24 protein-coding genes and 1 tRNA gene are annotated in these 16,852 nt (G+C 62.4%); 22 read left to right on the top strand and 3 right to left on the bottom strand.

What is annotated here, in order from left to right:
• Window position 1 precedes the first annotated feature (1 nt).
• The 12 genes from hisC to tatC all read left to right on the top strand — a co-directional run bounded on the left by hisC (window position 2) and on the right by tatC (window position 7,148).
• A complete protein-coding gene (hisC, locus tag HPF_RS19820; RefSeq protein ID WP_133157613.1) occupies window positions 2-1,093 on the top strand; it encodes a histidinol-phosphate transaminase in 1,092 nt (363 codons plus the stop codon).
• Window positions 1,090-1,704: an imidazoleglycerol-phosphate dehydratase HisB gene (gene hisB, locus HPF_RS19815; protein ID WP_066152854.1), complete on the top strand. Its 615-nt coding sequence runs from the start codon at window positions 1,090-1,092 to the stop codon at window positions 1,702-1,704. The genes hisC and hisB overlap by 4 nt, the downstream gene beginning before the upstream one ends.
• Window positions 1,705-1,726: 22 nt before the next feature.
• Window positions 1,727-2,389 (top strand): imidazole glycerol phosphate synthase subunit HisH, encoded by a 663-nt coding sequence (gene hisH / locus HPF_RS19810; protein WP_066152857.1) that lies wholly within the window; start codon window positions 1,727-1,729, stop codon window positions 2,387-2,389.
• 23 nt (window positions 2,390-2,412) lie between these two features.
• Window positions 2,413-3,153 carry a 1-(5-phosphoribosyl)-5-[(5-phosphoribosylamino)methylideneamino]imidazole-4-carboxamide isomerase gene (gene hisA, locus HPF_RS19805; protein ID WP_133157612.1) on the top strand — a complete coding sequence of 247 codons (741 nt, stop codon included), beginning with the start codon at window positions 2,413-2,415 and terminating at the stop codon, window positions 3,151-3,153.
• 6 nt (window positions 3,154-3,159) lie between these two features.
• Window positions 3,160-3,939, top strand: a complete 780-nt coding sequence (gene hisF / locus HPF_RS19800) for an imidazole glycerol phosphate synthase subunit HisF (protein ID WP_066152863.1) — start codon at window positions 3,160-3,162, stop codon at window positions 3,937-3,939.
• Window positions 3,939-4,328 (top strand): phosphoribosyl-AMP cyclohydrolase, encoded by a 390-nt coding sequence (hisI, locus tag HPF_RS19795; protein WP_066152866.1) that lies wholly within the window; start codon window positions 3,939-3,941, stop codon window positions 4,326-4,328. The genes hisF and hisI overlap by 1 nt, the downstream gene beginning before the upstream one ends.
• Window positions 4,329-4,333: 5 nt before the next feature.
• Window positions 4,334-4,705, top strand: a complete 372-nt coding sequence (locus tag HPF_RS19790) for a phosphoribosyl-ATP diphosphatase (protein ID WP_066152870.1) — start codon at window positions 4,334-4,336, stop codon at window positions 4,703-4,705.
• An 11-nt stretch (window positions 4,706-4,716) separates the two neighbouring features.
• Window positions 4,717-5,106, top strand: a complete 390-nt coding sequence (locus HPF_RS19785; RefSeq protein WP_066152873.1) for a DUF4870 family protein — start codon at window positions 4,717-4,719, stop codon at window positions 5,104-5,106.
• Window positions 5,107-5,122: 16 nt separating this feature from the next.
• The gene (locus HPF_RS19780) at window positions 5,123-5,485 is read left to right on the top strand and encodes a histidine triad nucleotide-binding protein (protein WP_066152878.1); all 363 of its coding nucleotides are present in this window, start codon (window positions 5,123-5,125) and stop codon (window positions 5,483-5,485) included.
• Window positions 5,486-5,556: 71 nt separating this feature from the next.
• A complete protein-coding gene (gene tatA / locus HPF_RS19775) occupies window positions 5,557-5,790 on the top strand; it encodes a Sec-independent protein translocase subunit TatA (protein ID WP_066152883.1) in 234 nt (77 codons plus the stop codon).
• A 63-nt stretch (window positions 5,791-5,853) separates the two neighbouring features.
• Complete coding sequence (gene tatB, locus HPF_RS19770) at window positions 5,854-6,354, top strand: Sec-independent protein translocase protein TatB (protein ID WP_066152886.1); 501 nt, start codon at window positions 5,854-5,856, stop codon at window positions 6,352-6,354.
• Window positions 6,354-7,148, top strand: a complete 795-nt coding sequence (gene tatC, locus HPF_RS19765; protein WP_066152889.1) for a twin-arginine translocase subunit TatC — start codon at window positions 6,354-6,356, stop codon at window positions 7,146-7,148. Before tatB ends, tatC begins: the two co-directional genes overlap by 1 nt.
• Here the strand turns inward: tatC and HPF_RS19760 are convergent, their stop codons facing one another.
• Window positions 7,149-8,294, bottom strand: coding sequence for a trypsin-like peptidase domain-containing protein (locus HPF_RS19760; RefSeq protein ID WP_079366774.1), 1,146 nt, complete (start codon window positions 8,292-8,294; stop codon window positions 7,149-7,151).
• 176 nt (window positions 8,295-8,470) lie between these two features.
• On the opposite strand from HPF_RS19760, the gene HPF_RS19755 reads away from it, so the two are divergent.
• From HPF_RS19755 to pdxA, 3 genes are all read left to right on the top strand, one after another.
• Window positions 8,471-8,620 carry a DUF3149 domain-containing protein gene (locus tag HPF_RS19755; RefSeq protein ID WP_133157611.1) on the top strand — a complete coding sequence of 50 codons (150 nt, stop codon included), beginning with the start codon at window positions 8,471-8,473 and terminating at the stop codon, window positions 8,618-8,620.
• Window positions 8,621-8,718: 98 nt separating this feature from the next.
• Window positions 8,719-9,504, top strand: a complete 786-nt coding sequence (locus tag HPF_RS19750; protein WP_133157610.1) for a Nif3-like dinuclear metal center hexameric protein — start codon at window positions 8,719-8,721, stop codon at window positions 9,502-9,504.
• 4 nt (window positions 9,505-9,508) lie between these two features.
• Complete coding sequence (gene pdxA / locus HPF_RS19745; protein ID WP_279512601.1) at window positions 9,509-10,570, top strand: 4-hydroxythreonine-4-phosphate dehydrogenase PdxA; 1,062 nt, start codon at window positions 9,509-9,511, stop codon at window positions 10,568-10,570.
• A 55-nt stretch (window positions 10,571-10,625) separates the two neighbouring features.
• On the opposite strand, the gene mscL is transcribed toward pdxA, so the two are convergent.
• Window positions 10,626-11,039, bottom strand: a complete 414-nt coding sequence (gene mscL / locus HPF_RS19740) for a large conductance mechanosensitive channel protein MscL (protein WP_133157609.1) — start codon at window positions 11,037-11,039, stop codon at window positions 10,626-10,628.
• 236 nt (window positions 11,040-11,275) lie between these two features.
• Here mscL and petA point away from each other — a divergent pair, with 236 nt between their 5' ends.
• From petA to HPF_RS19710, 6 genes are all read left to right on the top strand, one after another.
• Window positions 11,276-11,884 carry a ubiquinol-cytochrome c reductase iron-sulfur subunit gene (gene petA, locus HPF_RS19735; protein WP_066152901.1) on the top strand — a complete coding sequence of 203 codons (609 nt, stop codon included), beginning with the start codon at window positions 11,276-11,278 and terminating at the stop codon, window positions 11,882-11,884.
• Window positions 11,885-11,923: 39 nt separating this feature from the next.
• Window positions 11,924-13,360 (top strand): cytochrome b, encoded by a 1,437-nt coding sequence (locus tag HPF_RS19730; protein WP_127804448.1) that lies wholly within the window; start codon window positions 11,924-11,926, stop codon window positions 13,358-13,360.
• Between the two features lie 23 nt (window positions 13,361-13,383).
• The gene (locus tag HPF_RS19725; protein WP_066152911.1) at window positions 13,384-14,139 is read left to right on the top strand and encodes a cytochrome c1; all 756 of its coding nucleotides are present in this window, start codon (window positions 13,384-13,386) and stop codon (window positions 14,137-14,139) included.
• A 117-nt stretch (window positions 14,140-14,256) separates the two neighbouring features.
• Window positions 14,257-14,868, top strand: a complete 612-nt coding sequence (locus tag HPF_RS19720; protein ID WP_066152914.1) for a glutathione S-transferase N-terminal domain-containing protein — start codon at window positions 14,257-14,259, stop codon at window positions 14,866-14,868.
• Window positions 14,869-14,903: 35 nt separating this feature from the next.
• Entirely contained in the window at window positions 14,904-15,419 is a 516-nt protein-coding gene (locus HPF_RS19715; protein WP_207959221.1) for a ClpXP protease specificity-enhancing factor, read from the top strand.
• Between the two features lie 15 nt (window positions 15,420-15,434).
• Window positions 15,435-15,510, top strand: a tRNA-Thr gene (locus HPF_RS19710).
• A 10-nt stretch (window positions 15,511-15,520) separates the two neighbouring features.
• On the opposite strand, the gene HPF_RS19705 is transcribed toward HPF_RS19710, so the two are convergent.
• Entirely contained in the window at window positions 15,521-15,841 is a 321-nt protein-coding gene (locus HPF_RS19705; RefSeq protein ID WP_133157608.1) for a DciA family protein, read from the bottom strand.
• A 51-nt stretch (window positions 15,842-15,892) separates the two neighbouring features.
• Between HPF_RS19705 and HPF_RS19700 the strand changes: the two genes are divergently transcribed.
• A complete protein-coding gene (locus tag HPF_RS19700) occupies window positions 15,893-16,843 on the top strand; it encodes a M23 family metallopeptidase (protein ID WP_133157607.1) in 951 nt (316 codons plus the stop codon).
• Window positions 16,844-16,852 lie beyond the last annotated feature (9 nt).

Raw genomic sequence — 16,852 nt, 5'->3', positions numbered from 1 at the left:
GATGACCACCCCGAACCCGTTGCAGAACATCCGGCAGGACATCCAGTCCATGCACGCCTATGCCATCCAGGACTCGACCGGCATGGTCAAGCTGGATGCGATGGAAAACCCGTTTGCGCTGCCGCCCGAACTGCAGGCCGCCCTGGGCGAGCGCCTGGGGGCCGTGGCCGTCAACCGCTACCCTGGCGCGCGCATCGAGGACTTGAAGCAGGCGCTGGCGCGCTACGTGAATCTGCCTGAGGGCTGCGCCCTGATGCTGGGCAACGGCTCGGACGAGTTGATCTCGCTGCTGGCCATGGGCTGCGACGTGCCCGGTGCCTCCATCCTCGCGCCGCTGCCGGGCTTCGTGATGTACGCCATGAGCTCCCAGCTGCAGGGTCTGGCCTTCCACGGCGTCCAGCTCACGGCCGATTTCGAGCTCGACGAAGACGCCATGCTGGCCGCGCTGCGCCAGCACCAGCCCACCATCACCTACATCGCCTACCCGAACAACCCCACCGCCAACCTGTGGGACGCGTGCGTGATCCGGCGCCTGATCGCCGAGGCCGGCAGTTTCGGCGGCCTGGTGGTGATGGACGAGGCCTACCAGCCGTTTTCAAGCCGCAGCTGGCTGGACGAGATACGCGCCCACCCGGCGGCCAACGCCAATGTGCTGCTCATGCGCACCCTGTCCAAGTTCGGCCTGGCGGGCGTGCGGCTCGGTTACATGCTCGGCCCGCAGGCGCTGGTGCATGAGATCGACAAGCTGCGCCCACCCTACAACGTGAGCGTGCTCAATGCCGAATGCGCGCTGTTCGCGCTGGAACATGCCGACGTGTTCGCGCAACAGGCGGCCACCATCCGCGCCGAGCGCGAGCGCCTGATCGCCGCGCTGGCGGCCATGCCGGGCGTGCAGCCCTTCCCGAGCCAGGCCAACATGGTGCTGGTGAGGGTCCCCGATGCGCAGAAGGCCTTCGAAGGCCTGAAGGCGCGCGGCGTGCTGGTCAAGAATGTTTCTAAAATGCACCCATTGCTCGGCAACTGCCTGCGCCTGACGGTCGGCACCCCCGACGAGAACACGCAGATGATCGCTGCCCTGCAAGCCAGCCTATGACCACCCCTTCTTTTGCCGCCAGCCCCCGCGTGGCCGACGTCCAGCGCAACACGTCCGAGACGCAGATCCGCGTGCGTATCAACCTAGACGGCTCGGGCAAGGCCCAACTGTCCACCGGCATCGGCTTTTTCGACCACATGCTCGACCAGATCGCCCGCCACGGGCTGATCGACCTGGAGATCGAGGCCAAGGGCGACCTGCACATCGATGGCCACCACACGGTGGAAGACGTGGGCATCACTCTGGGCCAAGCCTTTGCCAAGGCCGTGGGCGACAAGAAAGGCATCCGCCGCTACGGCCACGCCTACGTGCCGCTGGACGAGGCGCTCTCGCGCGTCGTGATCGACTTCTCCGGCCGTCCCGGCCTGCACATGCGTGTGCCCTTCAAGGCCGGCATGGTCGGCGCGTTCGACACCCAACTGGCCTTCGAGTTCTTCCAGGGCTTTGTCAACCATGCCGGTGTGACGCTGCACATCGACAACCTGCACGGCGAAAATGCCCATCACCAGGCCGAGACCGTGTTCAAGGCCTTCGCCCGTGCGCTGCGCATGGCGCTGGAGCGTGACGAACGCCTGGGCGATGTGATCCCCTCGACCAAAGGTTCGCTCTGAGTCTTTCCTCTTCAGGGTCCTGATGAAATCCAAGACAGTCGCCGTGGTGGACTACGGCAGCGGCAACCTGCGTTCCGTCTCGCAGGCGGTGATGCACGCCGCCATCGGTTCGGGGGTGGACGTGATCGTCACCTCCGATGCGCAGGCCGTGTTCGATGCCGACCGTGTGGTGCTGCCCGGGCAGGGTCACATGGCCGATTGCATGAACGAACTCGCCTCTTCGGGTCTGAAAGAGGCCGTGTTGCACGCTGCGGCTCACAAGCCGCTGTTTGGTGTCTGCGTGGGCATGCAGATGCTTCTGGAGCGCAGCGAGGAGGGACCGACCGATGGGCTGGGCCTCATGCCCGGCGAGGTCGTCCGGTTCCAGTTGCAGAACCGGCTGCAGGAAGACGGCAGCCGGTTCAAGGTGCCCCAGATGGGCTGGAACCAGGTGTTCCACCGCCTGGCTGGCCGGCCAGAGCACCCGATGTGGTCCGGCATCGCCGATGGCGCCTATTTCTACTTTGTGCACAGCTACTTCGCGCGTCCTGCCGATCCGGCGCATGTGGTGGGTGAGACCGACTTTGGCGGCCGCTTTGCGTCGGCGATCGCGCGCGATAACATTTTTGCAACCCAGTTTCATCCGGAAAAAAGCGCCGACCAGGGCCTGGCGCTGTACCGGAACTTCCTGTCCTGGAAACCCTGAGTGCCCTCACTTCATCCACCATCATGCTGCTGATTCCCGCCATTGACATGAAAGACGGCCAGTGCGTTCGCCTCAAGCAGGGGAACATGGACCAGACCACGGTGTTCGGCGAAGACCCGGCGGCCATGGCCCGCAGCTGGGTCGACAAGGGTGCGCGCCGCATCCACCTGGTCGATCTCAATGGCGCCTTTGCGGGCAAGCCCAAGAACGAACAGGCCATCCGCGCCGTGCTCAAGGAGGTCGGCTCTGAAGTCGATGTGCAGCTTGGTGGTGGCATCCGCGACCTGGACACCATCGAGCGCTACCTGGACGCCGGCCTGCGCTACGTGATCATCGGTACCGCTGCGGTCAAGAACCCCGGCTTTCTGCAGGACGCCTGCACCGCGTTTGGTGGCCACATCATCGTCGGCCTCGACGCCAAGGACGGCAAGGTGGCCACGGATGGCTGGAGCAAGCTCACCGGTCACGAAGTGGTGGACCTGGGGAAGAAGTTCGAGGACTACGGCGTCGAATCCATCATCTACACCGACATCGGCCGCGACGGCATGCTCAGCGGCATCAACATTGAGGCGACGGTCAAGCTGGCGCAGTCGCTGTCGATTCCTGTCATCGCCTCGGGCGGCCTGTCCAATCTGGAAGACATCCGCAAGCTCTGCGCGGTGGAGGAAGAGGGCGTCGAGGGCGTGATCTGCGGTCGTTCGATCTACAGCGGTGACCTGGACTTCGAGGCGGCGCAGGCGCTGGCCGACGAGTTGAACGGATGAAGACCGATGCTGGCTAAACGCATCATCCCCTGCCTGGACGTGACCGGTGGTCGCGTGGTCAAGGGTGTCAACTTCGTGGAACTGCGCGACGCCGGTGACCCGGTGGAGATCGCTGCCCGCTACAACGAGCAGGGTGCCGACGAGTTGACGTTCCTGGACATCACCGCCACCAGCGACGGGCGCGACCTGATCCTGCACATCATCGAGGCGGTGGCTTCGCAGGTATTCATCCCGCTCACGGTTGGTGGCGGCGTGCGCACGGTCGAAGACGTGCGCCGACTGCTCAATGCCGGTGCTGACAAAACCAGCTTCAATTCGGCGGCCATCGCCAATCCGCAGGTGATCCGCGACGCGTCCGACAAATACGGCTCGCAGTGCATCGTGGTCGCCATCGACGCCAAGCGCCGCCACGGGGACGACGCCGCTGCGCGCGGCGAGGGCTGGGACGTCTACAGCCACGGCGGCCGCAAGAACACCGGGCTGGATGCGGTGACCTGGGCACGCCAGATGGCCGACTACGGTGCTGGCGAGATCCTGCTGACCAGCATGGACCGCGACGGTACCAAAAGCGGCTTCGACCTGGAGCTCACGCGCGCTGTCGCCGACGCGGTCAGCGTGCCCGTCATCGCGTCCGGCGGCGTGGGCAATCTCGACCACCTGGCCGACGGTGTGCAGCAGGGTGGGGCGGATGCGGTGCTGGCTGCCAGCATCTTCCACTACGGCGAGTACACCGTGGCCCAGGCCAAGCAGCGGATGGCCGAACGCGGCATTCCGGTGAGGTTGTGATGGACTGGCTCGACGCCATCAAGTGGGATGCGCAGGGCTTGGTTCCCGTGATCGCGCAGGAAGCGGCCACCGGCGACGTGCTGATGTTCGCCTGGATGAACCGGGAAGCGCTGCGGAAGACGGCCGAGCTGGGGCGTGCGGTGTATTTCAGCCGTTCGCGCAACAAGCTCTGGTTCAAGGGCGAGGAGTCCGGCCACGTGCAGACGGTGCACGACATCCGACTGGACTGCGACAACGACGTGGTGCTGCTCAAGGTGACGCAACTGGGCCACGAGCCCGGTATCGCTTGCCATACCGGGCGTCACAGCTGCTTCTTCCAGAGCCACCAGAATGGACAGTGGGTGCCGGTCGATCCGGTGCTCAAGGACCCGGAATCGATTTACAAGTGAGTGCCATGTCCGACACCGATTCGCTCGCGCGCCTGGCCGCGGTCATCGAAAGCCGCAAGCCAGCCAACGGCGGCGATCCCGAGAAGAGCTATGTCGCGCGACTGCTGCACAAGGGGCCGGACGCCTTCCTCAAGAAGATCGGTGAAGAAGCCACCGAGGCGGTGATGGCCGCCAAGGACTGTGACCATGGCGGCGACGTGCAGAAGCTGGTCAACGAGGTGGCCGATCTCTGGTTCCACAGCATGATCGCGCTGGCCCACTACGGCAAGACACCGGCCGACGTGGTGGCCGAGCTGGCGCGCCGCGAGGGGTTGAGTGGTCTGGAAGAAAAAGCCCTGCGCAAGGCGGTGGCGCGCGAGGCGGAACCCAAATCCTGAAAGGAGCCGACATGAGCGACATCATCGACGTCAAGGCGGTGGACAGCGAAAAGGCAGAATCCCTCAAGACGGTCGGCTGGATCAGCTATCTGCTGCACCTGATCGTGGCGGTAGCGGCGGTGTTGCCGGGCGCGCAGGTGGGCGTCGGCATCCTGCTGGTGGCGCTCATCATCGATCTGGTGAAAAAGGGCGACGCCGAAGGCACCTGGCAGGCCAGTCATTTCTCCTGGCGCATCCGCTCCGTGATCTGGGCCGGCATCCTGTATGTCGTCACCTGGCCTCTGTGGCTGCTGTTGTTGCTGCCGGGCATGATCGCCTGGGCCATCATTTCCATCTGGTTCCTCTACCGCATTGTCCGGGGCATGGTGCGCATGAATGCCAGCCAGGCCATGCCTTCCTGAAACCGCCCGAAACTCCATGAGTCATCAAGACCCCAATTGCATTTTCTGCAAGATCGTTGCTGGCCAGATCCCGTCCCGGAAGGTGTATGAGGATGAGGAGCTGTACGCGTTTCACGACATCCATCCCTGGGCGCCGGTGCATTTCCTGCTGATTCCCAAGCGGCACATTGCCTCCATGGCGCAGTTGGCGCCCGCCGACGAGGGCTGGATGGGGCGTTTGATGGTGCTGGCGCCGAAGCTGGCACTGGAACAGGGCTGCAATCCGTATCCCGAAGGTGGCTTTCGCATGGTGTGCAACACCGGCATCGAAGGTGGCCAGGAGGTTCAGCACCTGCACTGGCACGTGATGGGCGGTCCTCGTCCCTGGGCGCGCGGCTGAACCAAATCCGCGGTCGTAGAATCCCAGTATTGGCGCCGGTCGCGCTTTCACACAACGTTTTGGAGATACTCATGGGCTCATTCTCGATTTGGCATTGGCTGATCGTGCTGCTGATCGTGGTGATGGTGTTCGGCACCAAAAAACTGAAGAACATCGGCTCCGACCTCGGTGGCGCCGTCAAAGGTTTCAAGGACGGTATGAAGGACGGTGGCCAGGCCGCCGATGCAACACCGGCCGCTCAGGTGGGCCAGGACGCTCGGAGCGAAAAGACCACCATCGACGTTGAAGCCAAGCAAAAAAGCTGACTCAAGGTGGCGCATGCTCACTGCGGCGCCAACCACTTATGACGTCCTGCCGCACACCGGTCCATGATTGATCTCGGTATCTCCAAGCTTGCGCTGATTGGCGCTGTGGCGCTCGTTGTCATCGGCCCCGAGAAGCTTCCGCGCGTGGCTCGCACGGTCGGGACCCTGTTGGGCAAGGCCCAGCGCTACGTGGCCGACGTGAAGGCTGAGGTCAGCCGCTCCATGGAGCTTGAAGAGCTCAAGAAAATGAAAGAGTCGGTGGAGACGGCGGCGCGCGACGTGGAGTCGTCGGTCGCCTCCGGTGCCAGCGATTTCGAGAAGTCGTGGTCCGAAGCCACCTCGGGTCTGGATGGATCGGCGTTTTCCTCCGACACCTCGGAGGCGCTTTCTCGGCTCGGGACCGATGGTTTCCCGTCTTACAAACACCCCCGGAAGAACTGGCGCATCAAGCAGAAAGCGATGCCCCAGTGGTACAAGGCCCGCACGGGCGTGCGCACGCGTGCCCAGTCCGGTGCGGCCCGCGTGGCCCGATTCCGCCCGCGCCCCTCTTCCGCTTCTCGCTGATGTCCGATCCTGACAAATCCACCGACGAGCTCGCCGGTTCAGAGCAGCCGTTTGTCCAGCACCTCATGGAGCTGCGCGACCGGCTGCTCTATGGCATCGCTGGTCTGGGGGTCTGCATGGCGCTGCTGGCCATCTGGCCCGGGCCCAGCGGACTGATTGATCTGATTGCGGTGCCCATCCGGGCGCACATGCCTCCCGATGCCAAGCTGATCGCCGTGGGGGTGTTTTCGCCGTTCTTTGTGCCGCTCAAGGTGTTGGCCATGGGAGCATTGCTGCTCTCGCTGCCATGGTGGATGTACCAGATCTGGGCGTTTGTGGCGCCGGGGCTTTACAGCCATGAAAAGCGTTTTGCGGTTCCGCTGATCATCCTGGGCAGCTTGCTGGCGTACGTGGGCATCGCTTTTGTCCAGTTCTTCGTGCTGGACAAGATGTTTGGCTTCATCCAGCAGTTCACCCCCCAAAGCGTGGCAGCGACCCCCGACATCGCCTCGTATGTGGAAGCCATCCTGTCGCTCTATCTTGCTTTTGGCCTGGCGTTCCAGGTGCCGATCGTGGTGGTGCTGCTGGTGAAGATGAACATGGTCAGCGTCAAGCAGCTGAAGGAGTTCCGGGGTTACTTCATCGTGGTGGCGTTCGTGATCGCCGCCGTCGTGACCCCGCCGGACGTGATTTCACAGCTCGCACTGGCGGTGCCCATGTGCCTGCTGTACGAGCTGGGCATCTGGGGCTCGCAGTGGTTTGTGCGCAATACCAAGGCCCCCGAGGAATCCGTGAAGGACAGCGCGGCGTCCTGATCAGCGGTTGGGCTGGGGCCTGGGCAGGTTGCGCTTGCCCGGCGTGATCTGGATGCGCTGTTTTCCGTCCTTCCTCACGATCTCCAGGCTGGAGGGTTCGCCCGGCGCGAGAGCCGCCACGGCAGACAGCAACTGGGACACGTTGCTGACCGGTTTGTCTCCCACTTGGGTCACCACATCGCCAGGACGGATGCCAGCCTGGGCGGCCGGCCCGTTCTGCAGCACGCCAGTGATGATGACACCCGTGCCCGAGGGGATCGAGAAGCTCTCGGCCAGCTCAGGGGTCAAATCCTGCGGCTCCACACCGATCCAGCCCCGGGTGACCTTGCCATCGCGCACGATGGCGTCCATCACGCTGCGCGCGGTGGAGGTGGGGATGGCAAAACCGATGCCCATCGACCCGCCCGAACGCGAATAGATCGCGGTATTGATGCCCATCAGGTGTCCGTGGATATCCACCAGCGCACCGCCCGAATTGCCCGGGTTGATGGCTGCATCGGTCTGGATGAAGTTCTCGAACGTGTTGATGCCCAGCTGGGTGCGTCCCAGGGCACTGACGATGCCGCTCGTCACGGTCTGACCGACCCCGAAGGGGTTGCCGATGGCCAGCACCTGGTCGCCGATGAACAGCGCCTCGGAATTGCCCAGGGTGATCACGGGCAGGCCACCGAGATTGATCTTCAGGATGGCCAGATCGGTTTCCGGGTCGGTGCCGATGACCTGGGCGGTGCTTCGCCGGCCATCGTTGAGCACCACCTCAATCTGGTCTGCTTCTTCGATCACGTGGTTGTTGGTGAGGATGTAACCCGCTTCGCTCACGATCACTCCGGAGCCCAGTCCGGCCTGAGGTTGTCCCTGTCCCTGCTCTCCAAAGAAGAATCGGAACCAGGGGTCGGCCATCTGCGCCTGATCGGGGGCCTTGCTGGTGTTGATGCTCACGACCGCAGGGGAGGCCCGCTTGGCCGCTTCCCTGAAGCTGTTGGGCGACGGTTCGCCAGAGAGAGTTCCGGGCGATTCAATCACCGGCACCACCGCAGGCAGCACATTGCGTCGGTCCAGCCAGTGGGGTTTGAGCGTGCCCACGACAAAAAGGACAGCCACCGCAACAGTGACGGTTTGGGCAAAGAGGAGCCAGATGCGTTTCATGGTGAACGGGTGCAAAAGGAACGGGCGCTCGGGAGCGTTTCGCGGCATCCCTGCTGACATTGTCACGTATATGACCACGCGGCTCGCCGGTTCAAGCCGATTGATGCAGGTCAATGCGGCCGGCGCGGCTTGGAGATGCAATGGCCGTCTGTTGTCACAGAGGACTGGAGCACACAATGAAAGCCATTGCAGATCTTTTTTCAACCGACTATGGCCTTTTCAGCGTCGCTGGCATCGCTTTCATGATCGGTATGGCGATCTGGTTCTACCGGTTCTTCAACCGCAAGATGGTGGAGTCCGAGCGCGCCGAGCGCAAGCGCGGCTGAGCAGCACCTGTCGAGGCCGCGTCCCCGGGTGGGCGATGACAAAATAGAACGCTGCCGCCAGGATGTCCGTGGCGGCCGGTTCTGATATCACCGCCTCCATGCCACCCGATACATCTCCCGGTCAAGGCGTCTCGCGCGACGAACTGCTCGCAGCCTGCGACCGCCTCCTGCAACCTGCGCTTTTCAAGGACTACGGACCCAACGGTCTTCAGGTGGAGGGTCGGGCGCGGGTGCGCAAGCTGGTCAGCGGAGTGACCGCCAGCCTGGCGTTCATTGATGCGGCCATCGACGCTGGTGCAGACGCCCTGTTCGTGCACCACGGACTGTTCTGGCGTGGTCAGGATGGACGGGTGACGGGCTGGATGAAACAGCGTCTGGCGCGCCTGCTCTCACACGACATCAATCTGCTGGCGTATCACCTGCCGCTGGATGCACACGCCGAGCTGGGCAACAACGCGCAGCTAGCGCGCCGCATCGGTGTCCGTTTGCTGGAAGCAGACGGAGGGCGTTTCGGCGACCAGTCGCTGGGTTTCCTGGGTTTGCGCCCACCGGCGCCGGCTGCCGAGCTGCTCAAGGACATCGAGAGTGCCTTGGGGCGCTCCGCGCTGCTGGTGGGCGATCCGGGGCGCCGCGTGGAGCGCGTGGCGATCTGCACGGGTGGTGCCCAGGGCTATTTCGAGGCGGCCATCGCCGCGGGTGCCGACGTGTTCATCACGGGGGAGATATCGGAGCCCCAGACACACTACGCGCGGGAAGCCGGTGTGGCCTATATCGCCTGTGGTCATCACGCTTCAGAGCGCTACGGAGCGCCAGCGGTGGCAGATCACTTGGCGGAGCTGCTCGGCATTGATCATCAGTTCATCGACATTCCCAACCCGGCATGACACCGTGAGCACTCCTGTTTCCGAGAATCCCAGGCGTCGCCGCCCGCTTGTCATCACCATGGGAGACCCCGCTGGGATCGGACCCGAGATCGTGGTCCGTGCTTTGCTGGAACGCCCCGATCTGCAGGAGCAGGTGGTGGTGGCCGGTGATGCGGCCACCCTGCGGCGCGCCGCGGAAGTGGTCCGGCTGCAGCGCGGTGGTGTTCCGCTTGACGTGGTGGTGCTCGATGGGCCGGGGGAATGGGCTCATGCAGCTCGCCAAGGGCTCGCATTGATACAGACCTGTGCGCCGGGCCTATTGGTGCCATGGGGCCGAATCAGTGCCGAAGCCGGCCGAGCCGCAGCTGACAGCATTGCTGCTGCCGCACGGTGGGTATTGACAGGTCAGGCGAGGGCATTGGTCACTGCACCTGTGCACAAGGAGTCTCTGGCCGTCGCGGGGTTGCCGCACCCGGGGCACACAGAGTTCCTTCAAGCCCTGGCGGCTGAACACCTGGGTGTGCCTGTGAGCGAGATGCCGGTGCGCATGATGCTCAGTGCGCCTGGGCTGGCCACCGTGCTGGTGAGCATCCATGTGTCGTTGCGGCAGGCGCTTGAGGCTGTCACCACCGAACGCGTGATGGACACCATCCGCATCACGGCAGCGCACTATCACCGCTGCGGCATGCCTGACGTTCGCATCGCCGTCGCTGGGTTGAATCCTCATGCTGGCGAGGGTGGTCTGTTTGGTCGGGAAGAAATCGAGATCCTGCAGCCGGTTGTGGATCGGGCCCGTGCCGATGGATTGAACGTCAGCGGCCCACACGCGCCCGACACCGTGTTCATGCGGGCCCGCCAGGGTGAGTTCGATGTGGTGGTTGCCATGTACCACGACCAGGGGCTGATTCCGGTCAAGCTTCTCGGCCTGGAGCATGGCGTCAACACCACCCTGGGCTTGCCCATGGTTCGTACCAGCCCCGACCATGGCACCGCCTTCGATTTGGCCGGTACCGGACGGGCGAGTGCCGCAAGCCTACTGGCGGCGGTGGATGCGGCCATCAAGATGAGCCGTTTGAGCCCGTCCTAACGGCTGCGGATGTCTTGGGTTCGGGTCGTCGGCCGCCCCGGGTTGGGCTGCTGGCTCACTTGCGCAGGCTGTCCCTGATTTCCCTCAGCAGAACCACTTCTTCCGGCGTCGGGGCCGGTGGCGCCGGAGGCGCCTCTTTGCGCATGCGGTTCATCTGCTTGACCATCATGAAAATTATGAACGCCAGAATCACGAAGTTCAGCGCGATGGTGATGAAGTTGCCGTAGGCGAGCACCGCCCCCGCTTTTTTCGCCTCTGCCAGCGGAAGGCCTGCGGCCTGGCCCGCCAGGGCAATGTAGTAGTTGGAGAAGTCAAGGCCCCCGAAAACCTTGCTGACGATGGGCATGATCAGGTCGCCCACGATCGAGTCCACGATCTTTCCGAAGGCGCCACCAATGATCACGCCTACAGCCAGATCCATGACGTTGCCTTTGAGGGCGAATTCTTTGAACTCTTGCAACATGGCCATTCGATGAACTCCTTCAATGGTCGTTCCACAAAACAATGGCCCCTTGGACCAAGAAAAATAATTCTCGCACAGAACACATTTGTATTACCTTTTCCTGACGACGGCAGTGAGGCTCGATGCTCGCAAGGTGGTTGACTTGTCGTGTCTGGATCAGTGAAAAATCGGCTTGTAACGCTCCGGTACAATGCAGGGTTGACCCTAGTGGGCCACGTCTTGAACTTCCTTGAAAGATCCCCATGAGTGAAGCAACCGTCGCTGCGTCTGTGGACAACAGCCGCCGTACCTGGCTGATCACCTCCGCCGCCATGGGTGGCGTGGGAGCAGCCGCCGTCGCCGTCCCCTTTGTAAGCAGTTTTCAGCCGTCCGAGCGCGCAAAGGCCGCGGGTGCTGCGGTCGAAGTGGACATCTCCACCTTGCAGCCCGGTGAGAAGCGCGTGGTCGAATGGCGCGGCAAGCCTGTGTGGATCATGCGTCGCAGTCCCGAGCAACTGGCGGCTCTTGAGAAGGTCGAGCCTCAGCTGGCCGACCCGACTTCTGAACGCAAGGCCTACCCAACGCCTGAATACGCCAAGAACCGCCACCGTTCCATCAAGCCGGAGGTCTTCGTCGGTGTGGGTATCTGCACGCACCTGGGATGTTCGCCTGGCGATAAGTTCACGCCCGGTCCCCAGCCCTCGCTGCCCGATGACTGGGTGGGTGGTTTCCTCTGTGCCTGCCACGGCTCGACGTTCGACCTTGCGGGGCGCGTGTTCAAGAACAAGCCAGCGCCGGACAACCTTGAAGTGCCTCCGCACTACTACACGTCCGACACCACGCTGTTGATCGGCGAAGAGAAAAAGGCCTGACCTGCGCTCAGCAGGCAATACGACCCCACAGAGGCATCCATGGCTGAATTCAAAGAAATTTCCCCCGACGCGCCCGTTGTCCAGAAGGTCACGAACTGGTTCGAGAACCGGATTCCGTCCGCCTTCTACATCTACAAGCGCGACATGGCCGAGTACTACGCGCCGAAGAACTTCAACTGGTGGTACATCTTCGGCTCGCTGGCAATGCTCGTGCTGGTGATCCAGATCGTCACGGGCATTTTCCTGGTGATGCACTACAAGCCCGACGCCAACCTCAATGCGGCTGGTGTGCCGGTGGCGTTCGCCTCGGTCGAATACATCATGCGCGACGTGCCATGGGGCTGGCTGATCCGTTACATGCACTCCACGGGGGCTTCCGCCTTCTTCGTGGTCGTGTACCTGCACATGTTCCGAGGCCTGATCTACGGGTCCTACCGCAAGCCGCGCGAGCTGGTGTGGCTGTTCGGCTGCGGCATCTTCCTGGTGCTGATGGCTGAGGCTTTCATGGGCTACCTGCTGCCGTGGGGTCAGATGTCTTACTGGGGTGCGCAGGTGATCGTGAACCTGTTCTCTGCCATTCCGTTTGTGGGCCCCGATCTGGCGCTGCTGATCCGTGGAGACTATGTGGTCGGTGACGCCACGCTCAACCGCTTCTTCAGCTTCCATGTGATCGCCGTGCCGCTGGTGCTGCTGGGCCTTGTGGTCGCCCACTTGATGGCGCTCCACGATGTGGGTTCCAACAATCCCGACGGTGTGGAAATCAAGGCGGGCCCCAAGGGCAATCGCTGGTCGGTGTCCGCTCCGGCCGATGGTGTTCCGTTCCATCCGTACTACACGGTGCACGACATCTTCGGTGTGTCGATGTTCCTGATGGTGTTCTCGGCCATTGTGTTCTTCGCGCCGGAGTTTGGCGGCTACTTTCTGGAGTTCAACAACTTCATCCCCGCGGACCCGCTGGTCACGCCGCTGCACATTGCGCCGGTCTGGTATTTCACGCCCTTCTACTCGATGCTGCGCGCTATCACCAGCGAGATGATGTATGCGCTGATCGCCTGCGTGCTGGCTGCCGCCCTGTTCGCCGTGCTCAAGTCCAAGCTTGCGGCGATGTTCAAGGTGGTGGTGCTGGGTGCCGCTGCGGTCACTGTGGTGCTGATGCTGGCCATCGATGCCAAATTCTGGGGCGTCGTGACCATGGGCGGCGCTGTGATCATCCTGTTCTTCCTGCCGTGGCTGGACAACAGCCCGGTCAAGTCGATCCGTTACCGCCCGAGCTGGAACAAGTGGCTCTACACCGTCTTCGTGATCAACTTCCTCATTCTGGGATATCTGGGTGTGCAGCCTCCGTCCCCCGTGGGTGAGCGTGTTTCTCAGGTTGGCACGCTGTTCTACTTCGGCTTCTTCCTTCTGATGCCGTGGTGGAGTCGCCTGGGCGAGTTCAAGCAAGTGCCCAGCCGCGTCACCTTCAAGCCCCACTGAGTGCGATCCGGAGAATCACCAACATGAAAAAGATGTTTCTGGGCCTGATGCTGGCCTTCGGTCTGAGCGGGGTCGCCATGGCCGCTGGCTCTGGCTTTCCGCTGGACAAGGCGCCAGCCCGTACGAACGACATGGCGGCGCTGCAAAACGGTGCCAAGCTGTTCGTCAACTACTGCCTGAGCTGCCATTCGGCCTCGTTCATGCGTTACAACCGTCTGCGCGATATCGGCCTGACCGACAAGCAGATTGCCGAAAATCTGACCTTCACGACCGACAAGATCGGTGACACGATGAAGGCGGCCATCGATCCCAAGCAGGCGAAGGCTTGGTTCGGCGCCAATCCACCCGACCTGACCCTGGTGGCGCGCTCGCGCTCCAGCGGCGCCGGCACTGGTGCCGACTACATCTACACCCTGCTGCGCAGCTATTACCGCGACGAAACCAAGCCCACGGGCTGGAACAACCTGGTGTTCCCGAACATCGGCATGCCACACCCGCTGTGGGAACTGCAGGGCGAACGCAAGCCTGTCTTCGAAAAACACGAGAGCCACGGTCAGCAAGTCGAACTGTTCAAGAGTTGGGAGCCCGGCAAGGCCGGCACCATGTCACAAGAGCAGTACGATCAAAACGTCGGTGACTTGGTGGCCTACCTGCAGTGGATGGCTGAGCCGGCACAGAACAGCCGGGTGCGCATTGGCGTCTGGGTGCTTCTTTTCCTGGCGGCATTTACCATCGTGGCTTGGCGACTGAACGCTTCGTTCTGGAAAGACGTCAAGTAAATCGAGCATGCAGGGGCCCCGAAGCTGTATCGGGGTCACCCATGAAATTTGCAGTGGTTTGCGGTTCCGCGGGTTCGCGGGCTAGCAAACCACTGTTTTGTCTTAGGAGACTCCCACATGATGGTCTTGTACTCGGGCACCACCTGCCCCTATTCCCACCGTTGCCGCTTTGTCCTGTTCGAAAAGGGCATGGACTTCGAGATCCGCGATGTGGACCTCTATAACAAGCCAGAAGACATCAGTGTCATGAATCCGTACGGTCAGGTGCCGATCCTAGTGGAGCGCGACCTGATTCTGTATGAATCGAACATCATCAATGAATACATTGATGAACGATTCCCGCATCCCCAGCTGATGCCCGGCGATCCGGTGGATCGCGCCCGTGTTCGGCTGTTTCTGCTGAACTTCGAAAAGGAGTTGTTCACCCACGTGTCCGTGCTTGAGTCTCGGAGCAGCAAGGGCAACGAGAAGGCCCTCGAAAAGGCGCGCGCCCACATTCGCGACCGTCTGACCCAGCTTGCACCGGTGTTCCTCAAGAACAAGTTCATGCTGGGTGACAACTTCTCCATGCTGGACGTGGCGATCGCCCCGTTGCTCTGGCGCCTGGATTTCTATGGCATCGAGTTGAGCAAGAACGCTGCGCCTCTGCTGAAATACGCCGAGCGGATTTTTTCTCGTCCTGCCTACATTGAGGCACTGACGCCATCCGAGAAGGTCATGCGCAAGTGATGAGGTTCTGCCTCGCTTGAGGCGAGCCTTCAGCGATGATTCATGACGACATGGAATCAACCTCGACCCGTCCCTACCTCATACGTGCCTTGCACGAGTGGTGCACCGACAACGGGTATTCGCCCCATATCGCCGTGCGTGTGGATGGGTCGGTGAATGTTCCGATGGAGTACGTTCGCAACCGCGAGATCGTGCTCAACGTGAGCTTTGACGCGACCAATGGTTTGCGCCTGGGCAATGAGTTCATCGAGTTCAAGGCGCGGTTTGGTGGCGTTCCACGAGACGTGGTGGTGCCGACGACCCATGTGATCGCGATTTACGCGCGAGAGAACGGGGAGGGCATGGCTTTTCCTCCGCCGGATGAACTGCAAACGGCCACCGAGGAACCCGTGCAGATGACGCCGGAGTCTGGTGAGCAGGCGGCGGCTGATCGCGTGCCTTCACTCCGGTCGGTCCCGGTGCCTGTTGGGTCTGAAGATGGCGGAGCGGAGCCTCCGCCAGATGGAGCGGGTCGCAGTGGCGGTCGGCCCCAACTCAAGCGCGTCAAGTAGAATTTTCTTCCAGAAGCCGCTTTAGCTCAGTTGGTAGAGCACTCGCCTTGTAAGCGATAGGTCGTCTGTTCGAGTCAGACAAGCGGCACCATTCGGAGACCTCAGCGTCTTGGTGTTTGGATTTTCAGACGAATGGAGGTAATCTCCATGCCGTTTTGCTCCAGACGCTGCCGCATGGACGGCAGGAGTTGTCGAAGTTTGGTTGATGCGGCGGCGCTGCTGACCAGCAAACACCACTCACCGTCCTCCAGGGGGCCGGGTTGAACCTGTGAACGCAGCGGCGCTGGTATCAGTGCCGTGACCGCTTCCAGGCAGTTCCGGGAGGCGCGGATGCGCTCCTGCAGAAGTGCCAGTGTGGGTTCTTCGCCAACAGCCTGTTCGAGGCTGAACACGCGTCTGTTGTACCGGGAGGCGGTGCTCATGCTTGGCAGGTTTGGCAACACTTCGCTGCCGTTGAAAGAGGTGGTCTGACAGTGCACATCATTATCACGGATGCCTGGCTGGCCAAAAGCCAAGCGCTCCATTTGAGCGGCCTCAAGCTGGCACTATCTGGCATTCTTTTGTCGATACTGGTCATGTTGGGCTCCGTGGCCGCATACCACTGGGTGTTCCTGCATGGCGTGCGTCAGGAGTGGCCTGGCTTCAACTCGGTTGCCCGTCTGGTGACTCAGGGCGATGTCGACTCCAAAGAGCTGTACATGCGAGAGAACCTGGACGCCATGGCGCGCAAGCTCGGCGAAATGCAGGCCCGCATGCTCCAGATCGAGTCGTTGGGGGAGCGTGTGGCCGGACTCGCAGGGCTGAAGCCCGAAGAGTTCAAGGTACAGCCGGGATCCGGCGGGGCCTTGGTGTCTGGGCGGGATTTCACGCTGCCTGAGCTGATGTCTGCGATGAACCAACTGGACAGAGTCAGTGGCGCGGGCGTGGATTGGCTGACGGTGATCGAGTCGCGACTGTTCGACCAGAAGATACAGCGCACGCTTGTCCCGACCGAAGAGCCGGTAGCGGGTGGCCGCATTGGCTCGCCATTTGGGTTCCGAATTGACCCCATCACCGGGCGCTCAGCCCTGCACACGGGCCTGGATTTCCCCGCAGACACCGGAACACCCATCTTGGCTGCCGCAGGAGGCGTGGTGGTGGTTCAGGACATGCACCCTGCCTACGGCAACATGGTGGAAGTGGATCATGGCAATGACCTGATCACCCGCTACGCCCATGCGTCAAGGGTGCTCGTCAAGAAGGGGGACATCGTCAAGCGTGGTCAGGTCATCGCCGCGGTGGGCTCCACGGGGCGATCGACGGGTCCGCATCTGCACTTCGAGGTGTGGGTGTCGGGCGTACCACAGGACCCATCCCGGTTCCTGGCTGCAGGAGAGACACTCGCGGCGGCTCAACTGGTTCCAGGCAACCCGCGGAGGCCCTGATCAGCCTCC

The organism is Hydrogenophaga pseudoflava (genome assembly GCF_004353865.1).
GTDB lineage: Bacteria > Pseudomonadota > Gammaproteobacteria > Burkholderiales > Burkholderiaceae_C > Hydrogenophaga > Hydrogenophaga pseudoflava.
Note: the sequence above shows the minus strand (reverse complement) of the source record. Positions and strands in the feature narration are given on the sequence as shown.

Bases quoted from the DNA above. Each gene is read 5' to 3' on its own strand.
- hisC (WP_133157613.1), top strand. From the start codon at position 2: ATGACCACCCCGAACCCGTTGCAGAACATCCGGCAGGACATCCAGTCC.
- hisB (WP_066152854.1), top strand. From the start codon at position 1,090: ATGACCACCCCTTCTTTTGCCGCCAGCCCCCGCGTGGCCGACGTCCAG.
- hisH (WP_066152857.1), top strand. From the start codon at position 1,727: ATGAAATCCAAGACAGTCGCCGTGGTGGACTACGGCAGCGGCAACCTG.
- hisA (WP_133157612.1), top strand. From the start codon at position 2,413: ATGCTGCTGATTCCCGCCATTGACATGAAAGACGGCCAGTGCGTTCGC.
- hisF (WP_066152863.1), top strand. From the start codon at position 3,160: ATGCTGGCTAAACGCATCATCCCCTGCCTGGACGTGACCGGTGGTCGC.
- hisI (WP_066152866.1), top strand. From the start codon at position 3,939: ATGGACTGGCTCGACGCCATCAAGTGGGATGCGCAGGGCTTGGTTCCC.
- HPF_RS19790 (WP_066152870.1), top strand. From the start codon at position 4,334: ATGTCCGACACCGATTCGCTCGCGCGCCTGGCCGCGGTCATCGAAAGC.
- HPF_RS19785 (WP_066152873.1), top strand. From the start codon at position 4,717: ATGAGCGACATCATCGACGTCAAGGCGGTGGACAGCGAAAAGGCAGAA.
- HPF_RS19780 (WP_066152878.1), top strand. From the start codon at position 5,123: ATGAGTCATCAAGACCCCAATTGCATTTTCTGCAAGATCGTTGCTGGC.
- tatA (WP_066152883.1), top strand. From the start codon at position 5,557: ATGGGCTCATTCTCGATTTGGCATTGGCTGATCGTGCTGCTGATCGTG.
- tatB (WP_066152886.1), top strand. From the start codon at position 5,854: ATGATTGATCTCGGTATCTCCAAGCTTGCGCTGATTGGCGCTGTGGCG.
- tatC (WP_066152889.1), top strand. From the start codon at position 6,354: ATGTCCGATCCTGACAAATCCACCGACGAGCTCGCCGGTTCAGAGCAG.
- HPF_RS19760 (WP_079366774.1), bottom strand. From the start codon at position 8,294: ATGAAACGCATCTGGCTCCTCTTTGCCCAAACCGTCACTGTTGCGGTG.
- HPF_RS19755 (WP_133157611.1), top strand. From the start codon at position 8,471: ATGAAAGCCATTGCAGATCTTTTTTCAACCGACTATGGCCTTTTCAGC.
- HPF_RS19750 (WP_133157610.1), top strand. From the start codon at position 8,719: ATGCCACCCGATACATCTCCCGGTCAAGGCGTCTCGCGCGACGAACTG.
- mscL (WP_133157609.1), bottom strand. From the start codon at position 11,039: ATGGCCATGTTGCAAGAGTTCAAAGAATTCGCCCTCAAAGGCAACGTC.
- petA (WP_066152901.1), top strand. From the start codon at position 11,276: ATGAGTGAAGCAACCGTCGCTGCGTCTGTGGACAACAGCCGCCGTACC.
- HPF_RS19730 (WP_127804448.1), top strand. From the start codon at position 11,924: ATGGCTGAATTCAAAGAAATTTCCCCCGACGCGCCCGTTGTCCAGAAG.
- HPF_RS19725 (WP_066152911.1), top strand. From the start codon at position 13,384: ATGAAAAAGATGTTTCTGGGCCTGATGCTGGCCTTCGGTCTGAGCGGG.
- HPF_RS19720 (WP_066152914.1), top strand. From the start codon at position 14,257: ATGATGGTCTTGTACTCGGGCACCACCTGCCCCTATTCCCACCGTTGC.
- HPF_RS19715 (WP_207959221.1), top strand. From the start codon at position 14,904: ATGATTCATGACGACATGGAATCAACCTCGACCCGTCCCTACCTCATA.
- HPF_RS19705 (WP_133157608.1), bottom strand. From the start codon at position 15,841: ATGAGCACCGCCTCCCGGTACAACAGACGCGTGTTCAGCCTCGAACAG.